General features: G+C 48.1%; 19 protein-coding genes. 13 read left to right on the plus strand and 6 right to left on the minus strand.

Translation table 11 applies throughout. The annotated features are described in order from the left end of the window. The first annotated feature begins 22 nt into the window (after positions 1-22). From NQ518_RS10830 to murI, 12 genes are all read left to right on the plus strand, one after another. The gene (locus NQ518_RS10830) at positions 23-2191 is read left to right on the plus strand and encodes a HEAT repeat domain-containing protein (protein WP_227961933.1); all 2169 of its coding nucleotides are present in this window, start codon (positions 23-25) and stop codon (positions 2189-2191) included. After that, a complete protein-coding gene (locus tag NQ518_RS10835) occupies positions 2184-3683 on the plus strand; it encodes a C1 family peptidase (protein ID WP_227961932.1) in 1500 nt (499 codons plus the stop codon). The genes NQ518_RS10830 and NQ518_RS10835 overlap by 8 nt, the downstream gene beginning before the upstream one ends. Beyond that, complete coding sequence (locus NQ518_RS10840; RefSeq protein ID WP_227961930.1) at positions 3680-4075, plus strand: HmuY family protein; 396 nt, start codon at positions 3680-3682, stop codon at positions 4073-4075. The genes NQ518_RS10835 and NQ518_RS10840 overlap by 4 nt, the downstream gene beginning before the upstream one ends. 206 nt (positions 4076-4281) lie before the next feature. Next, positions 4282-4560: a hypothetical protein gene (locus NQ518_RS10845; protein ID WP_227961928.1), complete on the plus strand. Its 279-nt coding sequence runs from the start codon at positions 4282-4284 to the stop codon at positions 4558-4560. Between the two features lie 238 nt (positions 4561-4798). Continuing rightward, positions 4799-6205 carry a DUF6242 domain-containing protein gene (locus NQ518_RS10850; RefSeq protein WP_227961926.1) on the plus strand — a complete coding sequence of 469 codons (1407 nt, stop codon included), beginning with the start codon at positions 4799-4801 and terminating at the stop codon, positions 6203-6205. A gap of 19 nt (positions 6206-6224) precedes the next feature. Further along, positions 6225-6908, plus strand: a complete 684-nt coding sequence (gene porG / locus NQ518_RS10855; RefSeq protein WP_227206333.1) for a type IX secretion system protein PorG — start codon at positions 6225-6227, stop codon at positions 6906-6908. 22 nt (positions 6909-6930) lie between these two features. Continuing rightward, complete coding sequence (locus tag NQ518_RS10860) at positions 6931-7692, plus strand: isoprenyl transferase (protein ID WP_227962365.1); 762 nt, start codon at positions 6931-6933, stop codon at positions 7690-7692. Continuing rightward, positions 7689-10304 carry a BamA/OMP85 family outer membrane protein gene (locus NQ518_RS10865; RefSeq protein WP_227206331.1) on the plus strand — a complete coding sequence of 872 codons (2616 nt, stop codon included), beginning with the start codon at positions 7689-7691 and terminating at the stop codon, positions 10302-10304. Before NQ518_RS10860 ends, NQ518_RS10865 begins: the two co-directional genes overlap by 4 nt. A 105-nt stretch (positions 10305-10409) precedes the next feature. Further along, positions 10410-10916, plus strand: a complete 507-nt coding sequence (locus tag NQ518_RS10870; RefSeq protein WP_227206329.1) for an OmpH/Skp family outer membrane protein — start codon at positions 10410-10412, stop codon at positions 10914-10916. Between the two features lie 34 nt (positions 10917-10950). Continuing rightward, on the plus strand, positions 10951-11451 hold the full coding sequence (locus tag NQ518_RS10875; protein WP_227206327.1) for an OmpH/Skp family outer membrane protein: 501 nt from the start codon (positions 10951-10953) through the stop codon (positions 11449-11451). Between the two features lie 270 nt (positions 11452-11721). After that, complete coding sequence (locus NQ518_RS10880; protein WP_227206406.1) at positions 11722-12243, plus strand: OmpH family outer membrane protein; 522 nt, start codon at positions 11722-11724, stop codon at positions 12241-12243. Positions 12244-12259: 16 nt separating this feature from the next. Beyond that, on the plus strand, positions 12260-13099 hold the full coding sequence (gene murI, locus NQ518_RS10885; RefSeq protein WP_227206325.1) for a glutamate racemase: 840 nt from the start codon (positions 12260-12262) through the stop codon (positions 13097-13099). A gap of 66 nt (positions 13100-13165) precedes the next feature. On the opposite strand, the gene NQ518_RS10890 is transcribed toward murI, so the two are convergent. The 3 genes from NQ518_RS10890 to NQ518_RS10900 form a co-directional block, all read right to left on the minus strand. After that, on the minus strand, positions 13166-13420 hold the full coding sequence (locus NQ518_RS10890; protein WP_227961924.1) for a hypothetical protein: 255 nt from the start codon (positions 13418-13420) through the stop codon (positions 13166-13168). Between the two features lie 467 nt (positions 13421-13887). Further along, on the minus strand, positions 13888-15081 hold the full coding sequence (locus NQ518_RS10895; protein ID WP_227961922.1) for an FprA family A-type flavoprotein: 1194 nt from the start codon (positions 15079-15081) through the stop codon (positions 13888-13890). Between the two features lie 38 nt (positions 15082-15119). Beyond that, positions 15120-16064: a carbohydrate kinase family protein gene (locus NQ518_RS10900; RefSeq protein WP_227961920.1), complete on the minus strand. Its 945-nt coding sequence runs from the start codon at positions 16062-16064 to the stop codon at positions 15120-15122. A gap of 173 nt (positions 16065-16237) precedes the next feature. Here NQ518_RS10900 and NQ518_RS10905 point away from each other — a divergent pair, with 173 nt between their 5' ends. Then, positions 16238-17473: a M16 family metallopeptidase gene (locus NQ518_RS10905; RefSeq protein WP_227961918.1), complete on the plus strand. Its 1236-nt coding sequence runs from the start codon at positions 16238-16240 to the stop codon at positions 17471-17473. 115 nt (positions 17474-17588) lie between these two features. On the opposite strand, the gene NQ518_RS10910 is transcribed toward NQ518_RS10905, so the two are convergent. The 3 genes from NQ518_RS10910 to NQ518_RS10920 all read right to left on the minus strand — a co-directional run bounded on the left by NQ518_RS10910 (position 17589) and on the right by NQ518_RS10920 (position 20242). Further along, positions 17589-18140, minus strand: coding sequence for a DUF3332 domain-containing protein (locus tag NQ518_RS10910; RefSeq protein WP_374211115.1), 552 nt, complete (start codon positions 18138-18140; stop codon positions 17589-17591). A gap of 87 nt (positions 18141-18227) precedes the next feature. Continuing rightward, positions 18228-19016 carry a cytochrome c biogenesis protein CcsA gene (gene ccsA / locus NQ518_RS10915; protein ID WP_227961916.1) on the minus strand — a complete coding sequence of 263 codons (789 nt, stop codon included), beginning with the start codon at positions 19014-19016 and terminating at the stop codon, positions 18228-18230. Beyond that, positions 19013-20242: a cytochrome c biogenesis protein ResB gene (locus tag NQ518_RS10920; protein ID WP_227208243.1), complete on the minus strand. Its 1230-nt coding sequence runs from the start codon at positions 20240-20242 to the stop codon at positions 19013-19015. Before NQ518_RS10920 ends, ccsA begins: the two co-directional genes overlap by 4 nt. Positions 20243-20275: the final 33 nt, after the last annotated feature.

Below are 20275 nucleotides of genomic sequence, written 5' to 3' on the forward strand. Positions count from 1 at the left end.
TTTACATCTAAAAAACATTGAAATGAAACGAATCATCATCATATCGCTCTGCCTGCTTGTGTTGGTAGGGCATGGTATGGCCAAGAGTGGATTTGCCATTGTGGTTGATACTAAAAGTTACCAATATGCCCAAGCTGAGTTGAAGGCTTATGCTCAGGCTGTAGAACAAGTCAATGAACTCAAGGTTTATACGGTTGTTGACCGTTGGGGGATACCCGATTCTATCCGTACCGCACTTCAAAAGCTCTATTATCAGAAGCGTGACCCTATTGTAGGAGCCGTCTTCGTGGGTGACATTCCTGTGCCTATGATACGCGACGCACAGCATCTCACCTCTGCCTTTAAGATGAATCAAACCAACTCAAGACAGGAGTCGTCGGTTCCTTCAGACCGCTATTATGACGACTTCTCCTTGCAATTCAAGTCTGTGGGGCATGATGAGGGTACGCCTTATTATTACTATTCACTCACAGCAAGGGGCTCTCAACGCCTGCAACCCAACATTTACACGGGAAGAATACGACCTACCGACGTTGGTGGAATCAGTAGATATGCCAAGCTAAAGGCCTATCTTCAGAAGCTGGTTGCACTCAAACGGACGAACAGAAAGCTGAACAACATGTTCTATTTTGATGGACATGGATACATCTCAGCTTCCAAAGATGCCCGAATAGACGAGAAAATATCTTATTTCGAGCATTTTCCACAGCTCAAACGGCGCACCCATCAAGTTGGTTATATTTCTCACGACGATGTCAATCCCGTGAAGGAGCGACTGATGAGCGAGCTCATGCGCAAGGATATGGATCTTGCCATGCTGCACCATCACGGTTCTTTTGATGCCCAATACCTCAACAATCTGATTTTGCCCAACACGGTAGCCAGTGCCAAGACCTTCATCATGCGCAATCTCAGGGAGCATATTTATCACGCGAAGCAGCGCAATAAGAATGCCGACTCATTGTCTACCGCCCTATTGAAGAAGTTTGACCTGCCCGACTCGTGGGTTCTGCATGCGCAGAGTGACTCGCTGGCTCGCCTGGACTCCATCTATGAGGCCGCTGCCGACCTGCATCTTGAAGACTTCCGCGCATACCAGTTCACTCCCAACACGCCTGTCGTGGTGATTGATGCCTGCTTCTGTGGGTCGTTTCATCTGAATGATTGCATCGCCAACGAGTATGTCTTCCAGCCTGGAAACACCGTGGTGTGTATCGCAAACAGCGTCAATGCGCTGCAAGACAAATGGGCAGACAAACTTATTGGACTGATCGCGGATGGCGGTTGCGTGGGTGATGTCGTGAAGTACGCCCATTACTTGGAGCTGCATGTCATTGGAGACCCCACCTTTAAGTTCGCCACTGAGGGCAAGGCCGTGGACGTAGACCGGTTGGTGAGCGATAACAAAGAGGGCGCATGGCGCAAACTACTCAAGTCAGACCAGCCAGAACGCCAGTGCTTAGCTATGGAGGCTCTTTGTCAGCTCAAGGCGATGTCATCGGCCGAATTATTGAATATCTACCGCAATTCGCCCTCTTATATCGTCAGAATGCAAGCCTTTTCACTCATTTGCGATTACAAAGACGACAATTTCATCAAGTTGTTGCAGCTGGCTGCCAACGACAGTTACGAATTGTTGCAGCGTTGTGCCGTGGTGATGATGGGCAAGAGTGGTGACGAACGGCTCATTCCGCAGCTCATCAGCATTGCCATTGCCAATGCCACGTCAGCCCGAATCAATTTCGATGCGATCAACTCATTGACCGTATTCCCCAAGAGTCAGCTCCTGAAGGAGTTCGCACTTCAGTTTGACCGACCTGAAGTGTGCTACATACATAAGGACTCTGTCCGTACGTTGATATACAATGCCATCGATCATGCTTCAGAACGCTGGGTTGAGGACACGCGTAAGATTTTGGATCCTACCGTCCCCGTAAAGAAAAAGCTGCAGCGGATACGCTTCACGCGCAATTATATGATTCATGCCATGATTCCGGATTTGTTGCGCTATCTCGAGCAAGAGAAGAATGAGCAGGTTGAGATAGCTTTGCTGGAGGCCATGGGTTGGCGTACACATTCTTGTCAGCGTCCACTTATCTCGGCTGCATGCCAGCGCATCATCAATGGCAACGGTTATACGCAAGCTGTAAAAGACGAGGCGCTGAAAACGTATAAACGGATTAATGAATAAAATAATCTTTTGTTGGAGCTTGTGCCTGGCGGTGGGAATAGGTCGGGTACAAGCTCAATTTGTACAACGCAAGATCTACCCACAACCACGCCTCACGCAGGCGGTGGTGGACATTCGGCAGCTGCGTACCACCGTTAGCGAGACTGCGGAAGATGCCGTTCAGTTGCCCACCTCGGTGGATAACAGCAAAACGAAGTATTTTCCACCCATCCTTTCACAGCGTGGTGGCTCGTGCGCGCAGGCTTCGGCCATCGGCTACATGCTCACTTACGAACTCAACAGATTGTTGGATCGTGACGCGTCGGCCAGTGCTGAGAATCGCATGGACTATCTGTTTTCATGGAATATGCTGAATGGTGGTGAGGACCAGGGAGGATTTGCTGAGGAAGGATTGTACCTGGCCCAACGCTATGGCATGATGAGCGAGGCCGATTATGGCGGATCGGCCGTCTCGCAGTTCAGATGGTGTACCGGCTATGACAAATACTTGCGGGCCATGCAGAATCGAGTGGAGCGAATCTTGGTCTTTGATGACAGCATCCCTTTGCTCAAACGCTATCTTTATGATGCAGGAAACGGCAGCAGACCTGGTGGAATATTAACCTTTTCCACGCAGAGTGACGGGTGGAAGATAGATGAACAATACAAGGGACCGTCGGCAACAGGCTACCACTCTTTGCTGAGAAAACTGGCTACCCGCGGCGCTCATGCGCTGACCATTGTGGGCTATGACGACCTGGTGGAATACGAGGACGAGAAAGGGCGGCAGCACAAAGGCGCCTTCATCGTGGCCAACACATGGGGCTCGTGGGCGCATGACAATGGCCGCTTTTATCTGCCGTACGATTTCTTCCGTGATCCCAGTGTCAGCAATCGTCTGCTCAGCGGTGAGTTGCAGGGTGTGGTGCCAAAGCGGTATCAACCTAAAGTGGTCTTCAAGGTGCGGTTGAGCTATGATTCGCGCGACGACTTGAAGTTTTCCATGGCTGGCATTGAACGTGGGGAAGGTGACGCACTGCCCAACTATCACTATTGCTACGCCTTTCACAACCAAGGTGGCGACCTGCCAATGCAAGGCAAGTGGTTGGAAAACAGCATTGAGTTTGCCATGGACTTCACTGAGTTCATGTCCAGCCCAGACGCGCAATACGCCTCTTTCAAGCTGAATGTCGTCAAATCAGCCATCGGGCAAAAGGTGGGGCAAGGGTGTCTGGAAAGTGTTTCTGTCATCGATTACCGTACGCAAGCGCCGACAGAGTATGTCTTTCAGCCAAAAGCACCAGTCGAATTGGTTGGTGGTGACAATGTCTTCACCATCGAGCCCTTCAAAACCTTTGATGTGAGCGTTTCGCCTTATCGGTATGCCGATGAAGGTCAACCCTCTGTCAAAGTGTTCTTGCTCAAGACCGCAGATGGCAAGGCAGCTAAATTGAAAATAGAAAAGACGGATGCCAAAAACCGAAAAGTAACCCTCAAATATAAAACAGAATGAAACGTGTATGCCTATGGATGTTGGCCGGCATGATGCTGCTTCTTGCAGGCTGTGCCACAGAAGATGCAGTCGGTCGTGGCGTTCAGGATGTCTCGTTGACGGTCAACGATGTGCCCAACCGGTGGACGTATGTCTCGCTGTCTGCCCATGAGGTGGTGGGAAGCAGCTCCTTGGGCGATACCCATGAGGATGCCCTGTGGATGCTGCGCACCGACTGGGATATCGCCTTTTGTAACGGAATGATTCGGACCAACAGTGGTTCTTCTGGCAAAGGGAAGGGTGGTATCACGTGGACACCGGTGGATTATGATGACATCGAAAATCTAAGGGCGCCTTCCTACCAAACGGACACACGGCAGACGGTAACGGTAAAAAGTGTGGAGATAGAATGAAAATCCTCTTTTTTCTTCCCCTATATTTGTTTGTTAATGTCAATTAAAGTGACAATAATTTAACACTTCTCAATAACTCATTCTAGAAAAACAACACAGACGAAAAACTGTTTTTTCTGCCATTTCTCTCCAATATCTATCGTTTTGGAGATCAAACTCAATGAGTTGATGCCCTTAAAGCATTGACTTTTCCCTGAAAAGTAGCGATGAAATCGGTCGATTTTGCACGTTTTTTGGCAAAAAAGCACCTGATTTTCAGTCCTTATTTTGGCTGTTTTCTTATAAGTGTTTGTGAATCAAAGGTATGTAAAAAGCTTCAAATTTCGCGTATTTCTGAGCAGAAGACCATCTTGTTCAAAATAATCGAAGCATACGAAAGCAAATGTAAAATAATTTCTGAATTGATTCTTGCTTTTTGGTTAGCCGTGGTTTTTGTAGATGCAGCTTTGCGTTTTGATGCTGTTCGCTTGTTCATTTGTGTTTGAAACACTCCATGGAGGCAGGTCGTTGGCGGTATGTAAGTTGATAAATCGCACTCCTATTTTGCAAGTCTAAGAAGCCGCGTGTGAAGAATCAGTCTGCTTGCGAACAGCCGCGGCTTAAACCCTAAACAACCTTAAAAAACGTTCTATAAATCACTATTTTGCATAATTAAGCCTTAAAAAGATGTGCTATTTGCGGAATTCTATATAAATTTGCAGCTAAAATCATAATCAGAAGTAAATGAATAGAAGATTTTTACCGCTTCTCATGCTGTGCTCAGTGATGCTGCTATTCGCTTCTTGTCTTAGAGACAACGACGATGAGCAGATGACATATGACGATGCGGCCATTATAGGATTCTCGGTTAAAAACGTCAAACGTTTGGTACACACCAAATCGAGCAAAGGTGCCGACAGCACATACATCACGACTTTTGCTGCAAGCGACTATATTTTCTACATAGACCAACTCAATAGGGTAATTTATAATCCCGACTCGTTGCCGGTAGGTGTTGACGCTTCGAAAGTGGTAGCGACCATTTCGGCTAAGAATGCGGGTGTAATTGGCATCAAAAACGCTGACAACGATACGATTAAATATTTCAATTCGGCCGATTCACTCGATTTTACCAAGCCCCGTCAGGTTGTTGTTTACAACAATTCGGGTACGGGTATGAATACCTATACCGTCCATGTAAACGTTCACCAGCAGGATGGTGACACGTTCAACTGGAGCAGTCAGACAAAGAATGAGCCTAAGCTGGCCGAGCTAACAGCCATGCGCTTACTTGCGAATGGAGAAAACTTGTATGTCTTTGGCAACAAGGGGTCGGAGGCAAAGGTCTATACGGCTGCGCGAAAGGCGGCAAACCAATGGCAAGAAATCAAGCCCAACATCCAGTTGGCAAGTGACTTTTATCGTCAGGTAGTATTGCAAGGCAAGACATTCTATGGCTATCATGACAGTCAAGTGGTGAAATCTGCTGATGCGAAAAACTGGTCTGTGGTGTCTACCATCGCACTTAAACAGCTGGTAGGTGCTAGCGATGCCAAGTTGTATGCCCTGGCTGAAGATCATAAAATATTAGTTTCGGGCGACGGAGGTGCTACCTGGACGACGGAAACCTTGAGTCCCTCGAACGCACTGTTGCCAGAGGCTGATTTGAATTTTGTAGTCCAACCCTCGAAAACCAATGCGGGTGCCAATCAGTTGTTCATGGCTGGAACCACCGACCAGCGTGTTTCTCAGTGGGGAAAGATTGAAGAGAACGATAAAAAGGCTGAAAATCAGCCTTGGACAAGTTATACGCCATCGGCTGGAAACCGGTTCGCATTACCCAACTTGACCAACCTTCAGGTGGTGAAATATGACGATGAGCTCGTGGCCATGGGTGGTACCGGAAAAGGCGAGAGTAGCGGCGTGAAGGCGTTCAGTGAGATATATGGCAGCGTGGATGGTGGTTTGACGTGGAAAAAACATGCCACGCTGGTCTTCCCAGAAGGTTTTCAAAGCAGTGAATCATCGTTTGCCATGACGGCCGATGTCGACCACTACCTGTGGATGGTTTGTGGAAAAACCGGACAAGTTTGGCGGGGACGGCTCAACAAGTTGGGCTGGCCTGTGGTGAAAAGGGTGATTACTGAATAGCGATACAAAATAACGAAACATGCGTCAAGGTCTGCTCTCTATATTATTGCTCGTGGCCGCTGTGCAAACGCAGGCACAAGACGACGTGGAATATCGTATGGAGGTGGGGGGCGGAGCGGGCTTGGTGTCCTATCTGGGCGACTTCAATGGCAGCGTGGTTAAGAACATGCAACCCATGGGTTCGCTTGTGTGGCGATGGGTACTCAACCCTCGAATGGCCCTAAAAGCCAAGGGTAGCTATGGCAAGCTCAAAGGCTCGTCGGCCGATGTGCAGACTTATTATCCTGACATGCAGGAAAAACCTTACGAGTTTAATCATTCGTTGGGTGACCTGGGCGTTACCTTTGAATATAATTTTTGGCCATACGGCACGGGCAGAGACTATCGGGGAGCCAAACGGCTCACCCCTTTCATCTTCGGAGGAGTGGGGGGTACGTATGTTTCGGGTGGACCGAAAGATGTGTGGACCGCCCATGTACCTTTGGGACTGGGTGTGAAATACAAGCTTGGCGACCGTGTTAATATAGGATTGGAGTGGGCGGCACACTTCTCGTTGAGTGACAAACTCGACGGTGTGGTTGATCCCTATCTCGTCAAAAGCAGCGGACTGTTCAAGAACACCGATGGCTATTCGACGCTGCTGGTGACGCTTACTTACAGTTTTCAAGCCAAGTGTAGAACGTGTCATAATGATGCTGAATAACTGAATGACTACAAGAACAACGATGAATAACGAACTGGACATGAAACGTATCCCGACACATGTCGCCATCATCATGGATGGTAATGGGCGTTGGGCAGCTGAACGCGGCAAGGAACGCAGCTTCGGACACCAGGCAGGCGTGGAAACAGTGCGCCGAATCACGTCAGAATGTGTCCGGTTGGGCGTTGAGTACCTCACGCTGTACACTTTCTCTACGGAGAACTGGAACAGGCCGGAAGATGAGGTGTCGGCTCTCATGGGCTTGGTGTTGAGCTCATTGGAAGACGAAATCTTCATGAAGAACAATGTCCGCTTTCGAGTAATTGGCGACGTCAAGCGTTTACCAGAAAGTGTGAGAGCGAAACTTCGGGAGACGGAGGAGCATACCGCAGCCAACTCAGCCATGACCATGGTGGTGGCTCTGAGCTATTCGGCACGGTGGGAAATGACCCATGCCCTGCAAAACATCGTGTCGGCTGTGCAGGCAGGACGTGTTCATGCAGATGACGTTAATGAGGAATTGGTGGGTCAACATCTGGAAACAGCTTTCATGCCCGACCCTGATTTGCTCATCAGGACGGGCGGTGAATTACGTGTTTCCAACTTTCTGTTGTGGCAAATAGCCTATTCGGAATTGTATTTCTGCGATACCTATTGGCCCGACTTCAACGAGGCTGACCTGCACAGAGCCATCATGGACTACCAAGGTAGGCAGCGACGGTTTGGAAAGACGGAGCGTCAGATAGAAGACCAGATTAAGATTGATAATAATTCAACAAGATGAATCATATATATAAGGTGTTGATGGTAGCGACGGCAATCACCTGTGGGGTGACCGTTCATGCACAAGATAAGATTATACATCCTGACATCAATTACGCAGGAACGCCTCGGACAGTAGTCATTGGGGGCATTGCCGTGTCTGGTGTGCAGGGGTATGAAGACTATATGCTGTCGGGTATCTCCGGCTTATCGGTGGGACAGACCATCACGGTGCCTGGTAATGACATTACAGATGCCGTGAAACGCTATTGGAAGCATGGTTTGTTTTCCGACGTTTCGATATCGGCCGACTCCATTGTAGGTAACAAGATTTATCTGAACATCTATCTGCAAACGCTGCCACGCGTGTCTGAAATCAATTATATCGGACTGAAAAAGTCGGAACGCGAAGCCATGGAGACGAAGTTGGGGTTGCTCAAAGGAGGACAAGTAACACCTAATACCATTAGTAGAGCGAAGTTTTTGGCCAAGAAATACTTTGATGACAAGGGGTTTAACAATGCCGACATCGACATTATGCAGCGGGATGACGTGTCCAACAAGAACAGTGTGATTCTGGATGTCATCGTGGACAAGAAGGCAAAGATGCGCGTTCGGCACATCGAGATTGTTGGCAATGAGGCGCTCAGCGACAAGAAAATCAAGGGTTCCCTATTCACCAAGGGTGCCTTTAAGAAGATTCATGAGTCGGGAAAGTTTGGCAATATCTTCAAATCAAAGAAGTATACGCCCGAAAGATGGAAGGAAGATAAGCGCAATCTCATCAAAAAATACAATGAATACGGGTTCCGTGATGCTGTGATTCTTGAAGACAGCGTGTGGAATGTGGATGACAAGCACGTCAACATCCTGGTAAAAGTGGATGAAGGAACCAAGTATTACCTCCGCAATATCACGTGGGTGGGCAACACGGTGTACGCTACTGACTATCTGAATGCTTTGCTGGGCATGAAGAAAGGGGATGTGTATAATCAGACTTTGATGTCTAAACGTCTGACTGAAGATGATGATGCCGTGGGTAATAAGTATTGGAACAATGGTTATTTGTTCTACAACTTGCAGCCAACGGAGGTGAACATCGTGGGCGACTCCATTGACCTGGAGATGCGTATCACCGAGAATCAGCAGGCAAGACTCAATCATGTGCGTATTAATGGTAACGACCGACTGTACGAAAATGTGGTGCGTCGCGAGCTAAAGACTAAGCCGGGCGACCTCTTCTCCAAAGAGGCACTCATGCGATCGGCACGTGAATTGGCATCCATGGGACACTTTGACCCGGAAAAGGTGAATCCAGATGTGAAGCCAGACCCAGAGAATGGAACCGTAGACATCAACTGGAACCTTGAACAAAAGAGCAATGACCAGATAGAATTCTCACTCGGTTGGGGACAAAATGGTTTGATTGGACGTGTAGGATTGAAGCTGAATAACTTCTCTATCCGCAACCTTTTCAATAAAAACAGTGAGCGACGAGGAATCTTGCCCATTGGAGATGGTGAGGTGTTGTCATTGGGTGTGCAGACCAACGGCCGTTTTTATCAGTCGTACAACATGAACTATTCAACCAACTGGTTTGGAGGTAAGCGACCTACCCAATTCTCTGTAGGTGCTTATTTTTCAAAGTCAACGGATGTGTCCACCAATTTTTACAACAGCTCATGGCGCAACAATTACATGAATTACATGTATGGGTACGGAAGCTATGCTTACAATAATTACGAAAACTACCTTGACCCTGACACCTACATCAAAATGTTTGGAGCCAGTCTGGGTTGGGGTAAGCGACTGAGATGGCCTGACGACTACTTCACGCTGTCGGTTCAGCTCGCCTATACACGCTATATGTTGAAAAACTGGAAGTACTTCTTGATGACGACCGGTAATGCCAACAACTTGAACTTGAACATCTCTATCAATCGTACCTCAACGGACAACCAGCTTTACCCACGTCGTGGATCGGAGTTTACGGCATCGGTTTCGCTCACACCACCATGGTCTAAGTGGGACAAGAAAGACTATGAGAACTTGGCACTGAACCGCCAATCGAGTACTTTCCTGGCCGAACAACAGGAGAAATACAAATGGGTTGAGTACCATAAGTGGAAGTTCAAGGCCAAGACGTATACGGCTTTGTCAGGCGGACAGAAGTGTTTTGTCTTGATGACGCGTGTGGAATTAGGACTCTTGGGCAGTTATAATCGGTTTAAGAAATCACCCTTTGAGACCTACTATGTGGGTGGTGACGGCATGAGTGGCTATTCTACCGGCTATGCGGAGGAAACCATTGGACTGCGTGGCTATGAAAACGGCTCGCTGACACCTTACGGATACGAGGGTTATGCATACGACCGTATGTCGCTGGAGCTTCGTTATCCATTCCTCTTAGGTAACACCACCATCTATGGACTGGGCTTCATTGAGGCCGGAAACGCTTGGGATGACACTCGAAAGTTCAATCCCTTCGACATGAAACGTAGTGCCGGACTTGGCGTACGCATCTTCCTTCCCATGGTGGGCTTGATGGGTATCGACTGGGCCTACGGCTTTGATAAAGTGTTTGGAAAGAAAGGTGGCAGTCAATTCCACTTCATTCTCGGTCAAGAATTTTAAGGAAGTTAAAACTGGTTTGCCAGGGGTTAAATACTCTTTAATAGCTAAACGAAAGGACATTTCACAACGTCCATCTAATAATACAATTAAAATAAAGGAGAGCTGATGAAGAAAATAATATTGATGAGCTTAATGTTGATGGCAACATTAGGCATCGGTGCGCAAAAATTCGCACTGGTTGACATGGAGTATGTGCTGAAGAATATCCCCGCATACGAGCGTGCCAATGAACAATTGAACCAGGTAAGCAAGAAATGGCAGGCTGAGGTGGAGGCGCTGAATACAGAAGCAACCACGATGTATAAGAACTATCAGAACGAGGTAGTGTTTCTTTCGCAAGAGCAAAAGAAGGCTCGACAGGAACAAATCATGAAGAAAGAGAAGGCCGCCAGCGAGCTGAAACGCAAGTATTTCGGGCCAGAAGGCGAACTGTTTAAGAAGCGTGAGAGCCTGATGAGCCCCATCCAAGAAGAGATATACAACGCCGTAAGGGATATATCCGAATTGCGTGGGTACTCATTGGTCGTTGATCGTGCGTCCAATTCGGGTATTATCTTCGGCTCACCGAAGATAGACATCAGCAACGAAGTGTTGCAGAAACTGGGTTATTAGAATTAATAATTAATCAAATAAAGAACAAAAGAAAATGAAAAAGCTTATTTTAATGTTGATGCTGTTTGCACCAATGTCACTGTTTGCACAAAAGTTTGGTCATCTGAACTCACAGCAGGTAATGAACGATATGCCTGAATTTGTGAAGGCACGCGGCGAGATTGAAGCCACTGCCAAGCAGTATGAGAATGATTTGAAGGCCATGCAAGACGAATTGCAGCGCAAGGCTGAGGAATATGAGAAGACAAAGTCGACCATGAATGCCACGAAGCAAAAGGAGACAGAGGAAGAGTTGATGAAGCTGAATGAGAAGATTCGCACGGCCTACAACGACAACTCACAGGCTTTGCAGAAGGCTCAACAAGACAAGATGCAGCCTATCACGGCTAAATTGGTCAACGCCATTCAGGCCGTAGGAAAGGCAGGAAACTATGTTTACATCATGGACATCACATCCGGCATCCCTTACATCAGTCAGACGCTGAGCGAAGATGTCACTGCAAAGGTAAAGGCTGAGTTGGCCAAGACAAAGTAATTTGAAGTGTTCCGTCACGCTTCCTAAGGTTCATCAACATTGAAAGAACCAATTGATGGGAAGCGTCAACTAGGAGAAAACTTACAATTAAACAGAAAAGGAGTTGGCAGACAAGGGCTGATGTGCAAGACACAGACAATTGTTTGCTAACTCTTTTCTGCTTTTTTCATACGGCATATGGCCATTACTTGTGCCGGAATACCGCATGAAAGAATCAAGAAGAGGAGGGAAACACAGCCCTCCGATAATAACAACATAAATCATAGGATGATGAAAAAGCAACTCTTATTTCTATTTTTATTGATGATGCCCTTCGTGGCACAGGCCCAACAAATGCTGCCGAAGTTTGGTTATTTCAACTTAAGCACCTTGATGAAAGCCGTTCCTGAGTATGCTACGGCTCAGAAAAACATTGCTGACCTGCGCGTAAAGTATGAGGCTGAAACCAAAAGGTCGGAGGATGAGTTCAATAAAAAATATGAAGAATTTCTCGATGGTCAACGTGATTTCGCACCAACCATTATGCAGAAACGCCAAGCCGAACTGCAAGATATGATGGAAAAGAACATCGCTTTTAAGAAAGAAGCCCAACGGTTGCTGGCACAAGCCGAACAAGATGCCATGGCACCTGTCAAGGGAAAGGTGCTCAGTGCCATACGAAAGTTGGGCCAGGAGCGTGGTTACGCCTTCATACTGAACGCCGATGGCGATGCTGTGCCTTATATAGATATGGCTTACGGCGACAACCTCAATGACGCCGTGCTGAGTCTCTTGGCACGAGGAGGCAAGTAATCGCAGCAGACACCCTATGACTCAGCTGCCTCAAACGCCAGGCCCCATCGGGGTGTTCGACTCCGGTTATGGCGGACTGACCATCCTTCATGGCATCCGTCAGTTGCTGCCCGAATACGATTATGTGTATCTGGGCGACAACGCGCGTGCGCCTTATGGAATGCGTTCGTTCGATGTGGTGTACGAATTTACACGGCAAGCCGTAATCAAACTTTTCGAAATGGGGTGCCATCTCGTCATCTTGGGGTGTAATACCGCGTCGGCTAAGGCGCTGAGAACCATCCAGCAGCATGATTTACCCTCGCTCGATCACAACAGAAGGGTGCTGGGCGTGATTCGTCCAACGGCCGAAGTTATTGGCAGTCTCACCACTACTCGTCATGTAGGTCTGCTGGCTACCGAAGGAACGGTGAAGAGTGAGAGCTACCAACTCGAGATAAAAAAGTTTTTTCCCGATATACAAGTTTCAGGAATTGCCTGCCCTTTCTGGGTTCCATTGGTTGAATACAACGAGGCAGACAGTCCTGGAGCCGACTATTTTGTCAAGAAGCGACTGGATGCGTTAGCACAGAAAGATCCCCTTATCGATACGATTATCTTGGGCTGTACGCACTATCCGCTGCTCATGCCCAAGATAAAGAAGTACAAACGCCCTGGTGTTCGCATCATCGCACAAGGCGAATATGTGGCCAATAGCTTGAAAGACTATCTGAAACGCCACCCCGAAATGAACGAAAAGTGTACGAAAACCGGTACTTGCCAATACTTTACAACCGAAAACCCCATGCGTTTTCAAGAGCAAGCCCAAGTGTTTTTGCATGAAAAAATACAGGTAAATCATGTTGATTTAGCTTAATTTTCCAGGAATGTTTCCATGAATCTACCCGAGATGGCGAATTGTTTTCCACAATCATCTCATTCTTTAAGAAGCAAGATCAAACTCTTCACAACCATAGTTGCCGCATCCTTTTTGAGGATGCGGCATTGCTTTTGCGTGGCATGCAGGTCCAGCATTCCATGCTGCTTCGTACGGGTAAGCCTTGCAAGTGGCTCGACCAGGAATAATCAAATTCCCTTCTTTTTGTCCTGAAAAATGACAAAAAAATGGCTTTTGTAAACTCCTGAGGTAGAAAAGACAACCGATGAAACGGCGTACTTTTACGGTTTTGAAAATCAAGAAAAACCGTTTTTAGACTATAAAGCATAGCGATAGTCTCGTTTTTCACACCCTTTTGGACGCCAATTAGCATGGGTTTGTGGTGCAAAAGCATTGAGTTTGTGCTGCAAACTCAATGCCTTTATACCTCTAAATGTCATCTTTAAAAGTTTAATGACGTCGATTTTTGCGTAACATAATGTGTATCTGTGAGTTATGAAATTTGCTCATAATTCGCGTATTTGCGCCCAAGAGGTTGGTTGGTTGTGAATAATGCAAGGAGAAAGGGGCTGTTGTTAAAAGAAATGACAATGTGAGTTAGTCTGCGTTCGGTGTGTTCTGTCTGGGTAAAAACGAAGTATTCGCCTGTTCTTTTGTATGCGTTGCTGTGCGATAGGCCGATGAAGGACAACCTATCGGTAAAAGAAAAAATCCATAGACCCATGATAACAAGAAGTCATGGGTCTATGGAAATGGCCTAAACAACACTATTTACGGTCAGCTTTCAGGCGTTCTGCCATGGCCTTTCCCAGTTCTTCGCACTGGCTGCGTACGTCCTTTGACATGGCTTGTTTCATTTCTACGGGCGTTCCCACAGGCTCAAATTTGAGCTTGGTGTCTACCCATTCGGCAATGGTGGGTACGGCTTTGCTGGCCCATCCATAGCTGCCAAACCATCCGATGTAATGGTTCTTGATGTCGTGGTTGGCTATTTCTGACAGTAGTTCGGACATCTCGTGGTACAAGCCGTTGTTGTAAGTTGGCGCTCCCACAATCAATCCACGGTAACGGAAGATGTCACGAAGGATGTAAGAGTGGTGCGTCTTCGAGATGTTGTACATGCAAATGTTCTTGATGCCGGCCTGACTGGCTGCCCTGGCGATGGTTTCTGCCATGCGTTCGGTGTTGCCATACATGGTTCCGTAGCAGATGACGATGCCTTCATCGGTTTCATATTTGGACATTTGGTCATAAAGGTCTACTACTTTAGATGCCTCCTGATGCCATACGGGGCCGTGGGTGGAACAGATATAATCAATCTGTTGGTCGGCCAACTTCTTCAAGGCGTTCTGCACGGGTACGCCATATTTGCCCACAATGTTACTGTAATAGCGCACCATCTCTAACCAAGCCCAGCTGGTGTCTATCTCTTCGTCCAGTATACCACCGTTCAATGCGCCGAAACACCCAAAGCCATCGCCCGAGAACAGCATGTGGTCAGTTTCGTCGAGCGTCATCATCGTTTCGGGCCAGTGCACCATGGGCGTCATGAAAAACTTCAACTTGTGATGACCAAGGTCTATCATTTCGCCATGTTTCACTTCAATCGTTTGGTCTTTGATGCCGTAGAAGCCGGCCAGCAGGTCGAACGTTTTCTTGTTACCGATGACTTTGATGTTGGGATAGTACTTCTTTAGCAGTCCCAAAGAGCCGCTGTGGTCGGGTTCCATGTGGTTCACTACGAGGTAATCGATGGGTCGGTCGCCCAGCACCTCATGCAGGTTTTCGATGAATTGCGTGAAGAAATCCACTTGAACAGCATCGATAAGGCACACTTTTTCATCGTCTATCAGGTACGAATTGTATGAAACGCCCGCCGGCAGAGGCCACAAGCCTTCGAACAAAGACTTGTTGCGGTCGTTCACACCTACATAATAGACTTTATTTTTGAGTTCTATCATATTTGAATTTATTATGTGATTAATGAGGTAAAATCTGCTTATTCTTGTGCCAATTCGGCTTTCATCAGGTTGGCAAAACTGGTGTCAACATAGTTGTGTATGCTCTTACAACTCTCCGAGGCGAAACGTAAACCGTAGCTGATGACTTGATCCCATTGCTTCTCCGACAGGCCTTGTTCCAGCATTTGGCGCGTAATGCCATGTTTGAGTAGCCCAAACAACACGCCGGCATTGAAGTTGTCTCCGGCTCCGATGGTGCTCACCGGGGCTTCATCAGGCACGGGGTAAGCCTTGTGGAAATTGTTTTCTGCGAACAATTGCAGGGCTTCGGCTCCCTGTGTGTAAATAAATCGTTTGCAGTAGAATGATATTTCGGCCTGATATACTTTGGCTGCGTCGTCAAGTTTGTACAATGTCTGAAAGTCTTCTCTGCTGCCTCTGACGATGTCGGCATACTCTAAATTCTCCAACAGATTAGGGGTGATGCGCATCACGTCATGCTGATGAGCTGGTCGGAAGTTGACATCATAGTAGATGATGGCACCATGATTGCGGGCATAGTCGAGCAATCCAATCACTTGAGGTCTGATAACGGGGTTGACGGCATAGTAAGAACCGAAGATAACGATATCGTCTGGTTGGATATCGGGGAAGGCAAAATCGAGTTGGTCGTGAGGGTGATCTTTGTAAAAAAGGTACTCCGCGTCGTTCTTCTCATTGAGAAAAGCCAAGGAGATGGGCGATTTGCTGTCGGGAAAGGTGTTTACATGACTGGCATCCACGCCGTTCTGTTCCAGGAAACGGCGAATCATGTTCCCCACACGGTCGTTGCCTGTCTCGCTGATGAAAGTGGTGTGAACCCCCGATCGCCCCAATGAAATAAGGCCATTGAATGTCGAACCACCGGGATAAGCCCCGATGGGCTGGTCGTTTTTGAAAATAATATCGAGCACAGTCTCGCCGATACCTATTACCTTACGCATAACATACTTGATTTTGCTCATGCAAATATACGGTAAATAGGTAGTAACTCAAAATAAAAAGAAGTATTAAATTTTAAATCTGTCTAAATTGATTATCTTTGCAAACCACTAACTTGGTTAGGCTTGCATTCGTAGAATGCAGGTTTGACGCTGAGCTGTGTAAGAATTAAATCATGCTGAATTATCATACTTTTGTGCTCGATAACGGTCTGCGAATCATTCATCGTCCTTCGCAATCGTCAGTAGTTTATTGCGGATATCAACTCAATGTGGGTTCAAGGGATGAGGAACCTGGTGAAGAGGGCATGGCTCATTTCTGCGAACATGCCACGTTCAAAGGGACGCAGCGGCGCCGTTCATGGCACATCATCAACAGTCTGGAGAGTGTGGGAGGCGACCTCAACGCCTTTACCAACAAGGAAGATACGGTATATCATGTGGCCATTTTGAAAGAACATGTCGCCCGAGCCATCGACATCCTGACGGATATTGTGTTTCACAGCACCTATCCGCAAGCGGAACTGACAAGAGAAAAGGAGGTGATTTGTGATGAAATCGAGAGTTATAACGACTCTCCCGCCGATTTGATATACGATGATTTCGAGAATACCATCTTCCATGGTCATCCTCTTGGCCATAATATTTTGGGCACAACCGATACGGTTCGTTCCTTCATGACGGCCGACACGCAGCGCTTTACGCAGAAGTTTTATCGGCCGGAGAATGCTATTTTCTTCATTGATGGGGATGTTTCGTTCGACAAAATCGTCAAATTGCTCTCCAAAGCTACCGCAGACATGCCGAAAAAAACGCCTGTGATGTCATCAAGTCATGCGCATCAGTGGGCAAACAGCAATGACCCAATGGTCATTGTGCGTAAGAAAGACACGCATCAGGCGCATGTTATGATGGGCAACCGGGCGTATGACATTCATCATCGCGAGCGGATTCCGCTGTATTTGCTGAACAATATCCTGGGTGGTCCTGGCATGAATGCCCGCCTCAACCTGTCTCTTCGCGAGCATCATGGGTTGGTTTATACCGTTGAAAGCTCGATGGTGAGCTACACAGACACGGGATTGTGGTGCCTATACTTTGGCTGTGACCTACACGATGTGCCGAAATGCCAGCGACTGGTGCGTAAAGAATTGGATAGAGTGATAGAACAACCGTTGACTGATTACCAACTCAAGGCGGCTAAAAAACAAATAAAAGGGCAAATTGGCGTGGCTTGTGACAATCGTGAAAGCTTCGCTTTGGACTTTGGGAAGACCTTCCTACACTACGGATACGAGAAAGATATCAATTGGTTGTATGAGCAAATCGATGCTGTTACCTCACAAGAAATACAACAAGTGGCACAAGACATCATGGCAGCGGACAAGCTTACCACGTTGATTTTTCAATGACAAGCCGATTAAATATAAGCGGATGTGAAAAGTAAAACAGACTGTTTTTGTAAGTAACATCATTGGGTTACCTGCAAAAACAGCCTGTATTATATTCGTTTTACCGTGTGTTAGCTTATTTCATCGCCCAGTATGTGCCGTCATTCACGGCCATGTGTACCTGATAAACGCCAGCTTCAGTCAAAGCAACATCCATCTTTTTGCCGTTTGGCAGGGTGGCCTTGATGGTTCCATCCTCGTTGAAACGGAACAACTCTGTTTGCTTTCCGTTGGCTACTTGTGACCAAGAGTCGGTAGACTTGTCATACAAGAACTTCGTTACCTCACCAGTTGGTGCCGTAATCTCATAGCCGTCTTTCAGAGTTTTCACAGCATAGTACCTGCCATCTTGTCCCATCACTTGCTTTGTCTTGCCGTTATTGGCCATTGGATTGTCACCTGTCCAGAACTCAATGGTGTTGAGTACCACGACATCGGCAGTGCCACAGATGGCGTAGGCCGGCGAGAGAATCAGGAAGATGATTTCGTTCAGGAACTTACTGTCCGTGGCTGTTTTGTTCCAACTCAACAGCTTGTTGAACAGACCGAAGCTTCCGATGCAAGATGTTGTCAGCAAGGTTGCTGCCAGCAGAAGGGTGGAAACCCTAAGATTTTTCTTTTTCATCATTCAAAGTGTTTTGGTGTGTAATCAGTGTTCCAAAGATACACATTAATTATAGGCCAGCCATGGGGATGATGTTTTTTAACCTAAAATTTAATTTATATTATAGGTATGTATGCTGACTCCCTGTGCCGACGGCAGGAAATTGATGCCCCACCAGCACATCTGCAGCAGCGCGAAGTTGATGACGAGTATCCACAGCGCGGTCCTTGAGCTTCCTTTGCCGCCCAGTCGCAGGTGGATGTAGGCCAGATAGGCCAGCCATGTGGCCGCGGCCCACGTTTCCTTGGGATCCCATGCCCAGTAGTGTCCCCAGGCTTCTTTTGCCCACAGTGCGCCGAAGAGCATGCCGGTTGTCAGGAAAGCCCAGCCAACGTAGGTCAGATTGTCGCAGATGTCCATTTCATCCAGGCTGGCCTTCTGTCTCTTGATGAACAGCAGGTAGGCCGATATGACAAACGCGGCGCCCAGCAGGGCGTATGCAAACATGTATACGATGACATGTGGGGCAAACCATGGGCTTTGCAGGGCAGGCATCAGCGTCTTGCTGTGTATCTCAGGTTTGAGGATGTTGATGCAGATGAAGACGAGTGAGAGCAGGGTGGAGAGGGGAAGTATCCACTTGTATCTCCATCGGCTGTAGACGATGAGGCCAGCCAGTGGAAGGAAGAGCGAGTACCACAGACGGGTTTCCCCCATAGTTCGGAGCGGTGGGCGGTCAAGGGTTATCCACATCCAGAGGACGTACATGAAGAAAACGGCCAGGCCTAGACCCGTCAGGGTGTATGCCCTGCGGGATTTGTTCTTCCATGATGCCCAGGCGCCCCCTGCCCATAGCAGTGCCGAGAGGATGGCGAAAGCCAAGAAATAGTGCCAGGTCATGGGTGTTCCTCCTTTCTTCTTTGTGCGGTGATGAAAACCATGACGGCTCCTGCCAGCAGCAGGCAGATGCCTGTGTAGACTGCAGGCAGCCAGGGGTCGGCAACCAGTTCGAATGTGCTTTCGTCGCTCCAGCGTCCCATTCGTTTGTCGTAGTCCAGCAGGTAGATCTTCCATCCATCGACAGCGAATGGCTTGTTAACTTCTATTTCGGCTGTCTCGCACTTGCCGGTCTTTGTGAATATTTGCACGGTCGAGGCGTAGCGTAGTGGCTCGCGTAGTGGCATGAAGAGGCGGAGGCTGTCCGTTAGGGTCAGCGTTTGGCTGGGGAACAGGTAGCTTCCGTCGCTGATCCAGTCTTTCTTGCGGGTTTTCCCGTCGGGCGAGGTGGCTTCAACGAGTACCGCACTCACTGCGCCGGATGACATCCACGGCACGTATTGCATCGATGCGTCCATAATTTTGGGAGCAGCCTCGCTGATGTTCTGCTCTATTTTGATGCCCCATCCCAGTAGCTTTCCTTGTCTCAGGGATGGCTCGAGCAGCAGGCTCTGAGGGGTTCCTTCGGGCAATGCGTTGCCCCGTGCGTCAGCCATCAACAGCCTGGGCGGGTATTGGTCGATGGTAAAGCTGTCCAACTGGATGGCAATGGGCAGCTCGTGCATTCGCATTTGGCCGTCTGTGGCCCGCCATTCGGGCTGTCCCTTGTAGCAAATCATCTTCAGGCGCCTCATGTCGGCACTGCCCAGTGTTGCGGTGACCAGCACAAGCAGCAGGCCAGTGTGGCACAGCAGCGAGGGAATGTTGCGCCGTTTCATTGACAACAGCTGATGTATGGCCGTCTCCCCCACCGTGATGGTGACCCAAAGGTATATCCATACAAATGGCCAGTACGACAACATGCGGGTAAGGCCGATAGCGTCTGTCGCCGGCATGGAGGCTGGAACCTGCCGGGTGAGTCCCATGATAACCGTCATCAATGCGGCAAAGCCAAGGGCAGTGGTGGCCGAATAGGTTGTGGTGAGATAGCGGAAAAGGTAGACGTGTGGGCGCAGGGCGTAGATTGTTGCCAGGACCAGTACGGTACATGCCAGTGCGATGGCGTTGGCCGGGAAGGCAAAAACGCTCCAGTCTATGGGGCCTGCTGTCAGCTGGAGCAGTTGGCCGGTGATGACAAGTCCTGCGCCAATGGCTATTCCTTCTTTGTATTTCCAGGGTTTGTTCCACATACTGTTGTCGTGTCAGGATGTTTATGCACAGGG

Source organism: Hoylesella buccalis ATCC 35310, from assembly GCF_025151385.1.
Lineage (GTDB): Bacteria > Bacteroidota > Bacteroidia > Bacteroidales > Bacteroidaceae > Prevotella > Prevotella buccalis.

Coding starts and splice junctions, on each gene's coding strand:
- NQ518_RS10830 (WP_227961933.1), top strand. CDS start 23: ATGAAACGAATCATCATCATATCGCTCTGCCTGCTTGTGTTGGTAGGG.
- NQ518_RS10835 (WP_227961932.1), top strand. CDS start 2,184: ATGAATAAAATAATCTTTTGTTGGAGCTTGTGCCTGGCGGTGGGAATA.
- NQ518_RS10840 (WP_227961930.1), top strand. CDS start 3,680: ATGAAACGTGTATGCCTATGGATGTTGGCCGGCATGATGCTGCTTCTT.
- NQ518_RS10845 (WP_227961928.1), top strand. CDS start 4,282: ATGAAATCGGTCGATTTTGCACGTTTTTTGGCAAAAAAGCACCTGATT.
- NQ518_RS10850 (WP_227961926.1), top strand. CDS start 4,799: ATGAATAGAAGATTTTTACCGCTTCTCATGCTGTGCTCAGTGATGCTG.
- porG (WP_227206333.1), top strand. CDS start 6,225: ATGCGTCAAGGTCTGCTCTCTATATTATTGCTCGTGGCCGCTGTGCAA.
- NQ518_RS10860 (WP_227962365.1), top strand. CDS start 6,931: ATGAATAACGAACTGGACATGAAACGTATCCCGACACATGTCGCCATC.
- NQ518_RS10865 (WP_227206331.1), top strand. CDS start 7,689: ATGAATCATATATATAAGGTGTTGATGGTAGCGACGGCAATCACCTGT.
- NQ518_RS10870 (WP_227206329.1), top strand. CDS start 10,410: ATGAAGAAAATAATATTGATGAGCTTAATGTTGATGGCAACATTAGGC.
- NQ518_RS10875 (WP_227206327.1), top strand. CDS start 10,951: ATGAAAAAGCTTATTTTAATGTTGATGCTGTTTGCACCAATGTCACTG.
- NQ518_RS10880 (WP_227206406.1), top strand. CDS start 11,722: ATGAAAAAGCAACTCTTATTTCTATTTTTATTGATGATGCCCTTCGTG.
- murI (WP_227206325.1), top strand. CDS start 12,260: ATGACTCAGCTGCCTCAAACGCCAGGCCCCATCGGGGTGTTCGACTCC.
- NQ518_RS10895 (WP_227961922.1), bottom strand. CDS start 15,081: ATGATAGAACTCAAAAATAAAGTCTATTATGTAGGTGTGAACGACCGC.
- NQ518_RS10900 (WP_227961920.1), bottom strand. CDS start 16,064: ATGCGTAAGGTAATAGGTATCGGCGAGACTGTGCTCGATATTATTTTC.
- NQ518_RS10905 (WP_227961918.1), top strand. CDS start 16,238: ATGCTGAATTATCATACTTTTGTGCTCGATAACGGTCTGCGAATCATT.
- NQ518_RS10910 (WP_374211115.1), bottom strand. CDS start 18,140: ATGATGAAAAAGAAAAATCTTAGGGTTTCCACCCTTCTGCTGGCAGCA.
- ccsA (WP_227961916.1), bottom strand. CDS start 19,016: ATGACCTGGCACTATTTCTTGGCTTTCGCCATCCTCTCGGCACTGCTA.
- NQ518_RS10920 (WP_227208243.1), bottom strand. CDS start 20,242: ATGTGGAACAAACCCTGGAAATACAAAGAAGGAATAGCCATTGGCGCA.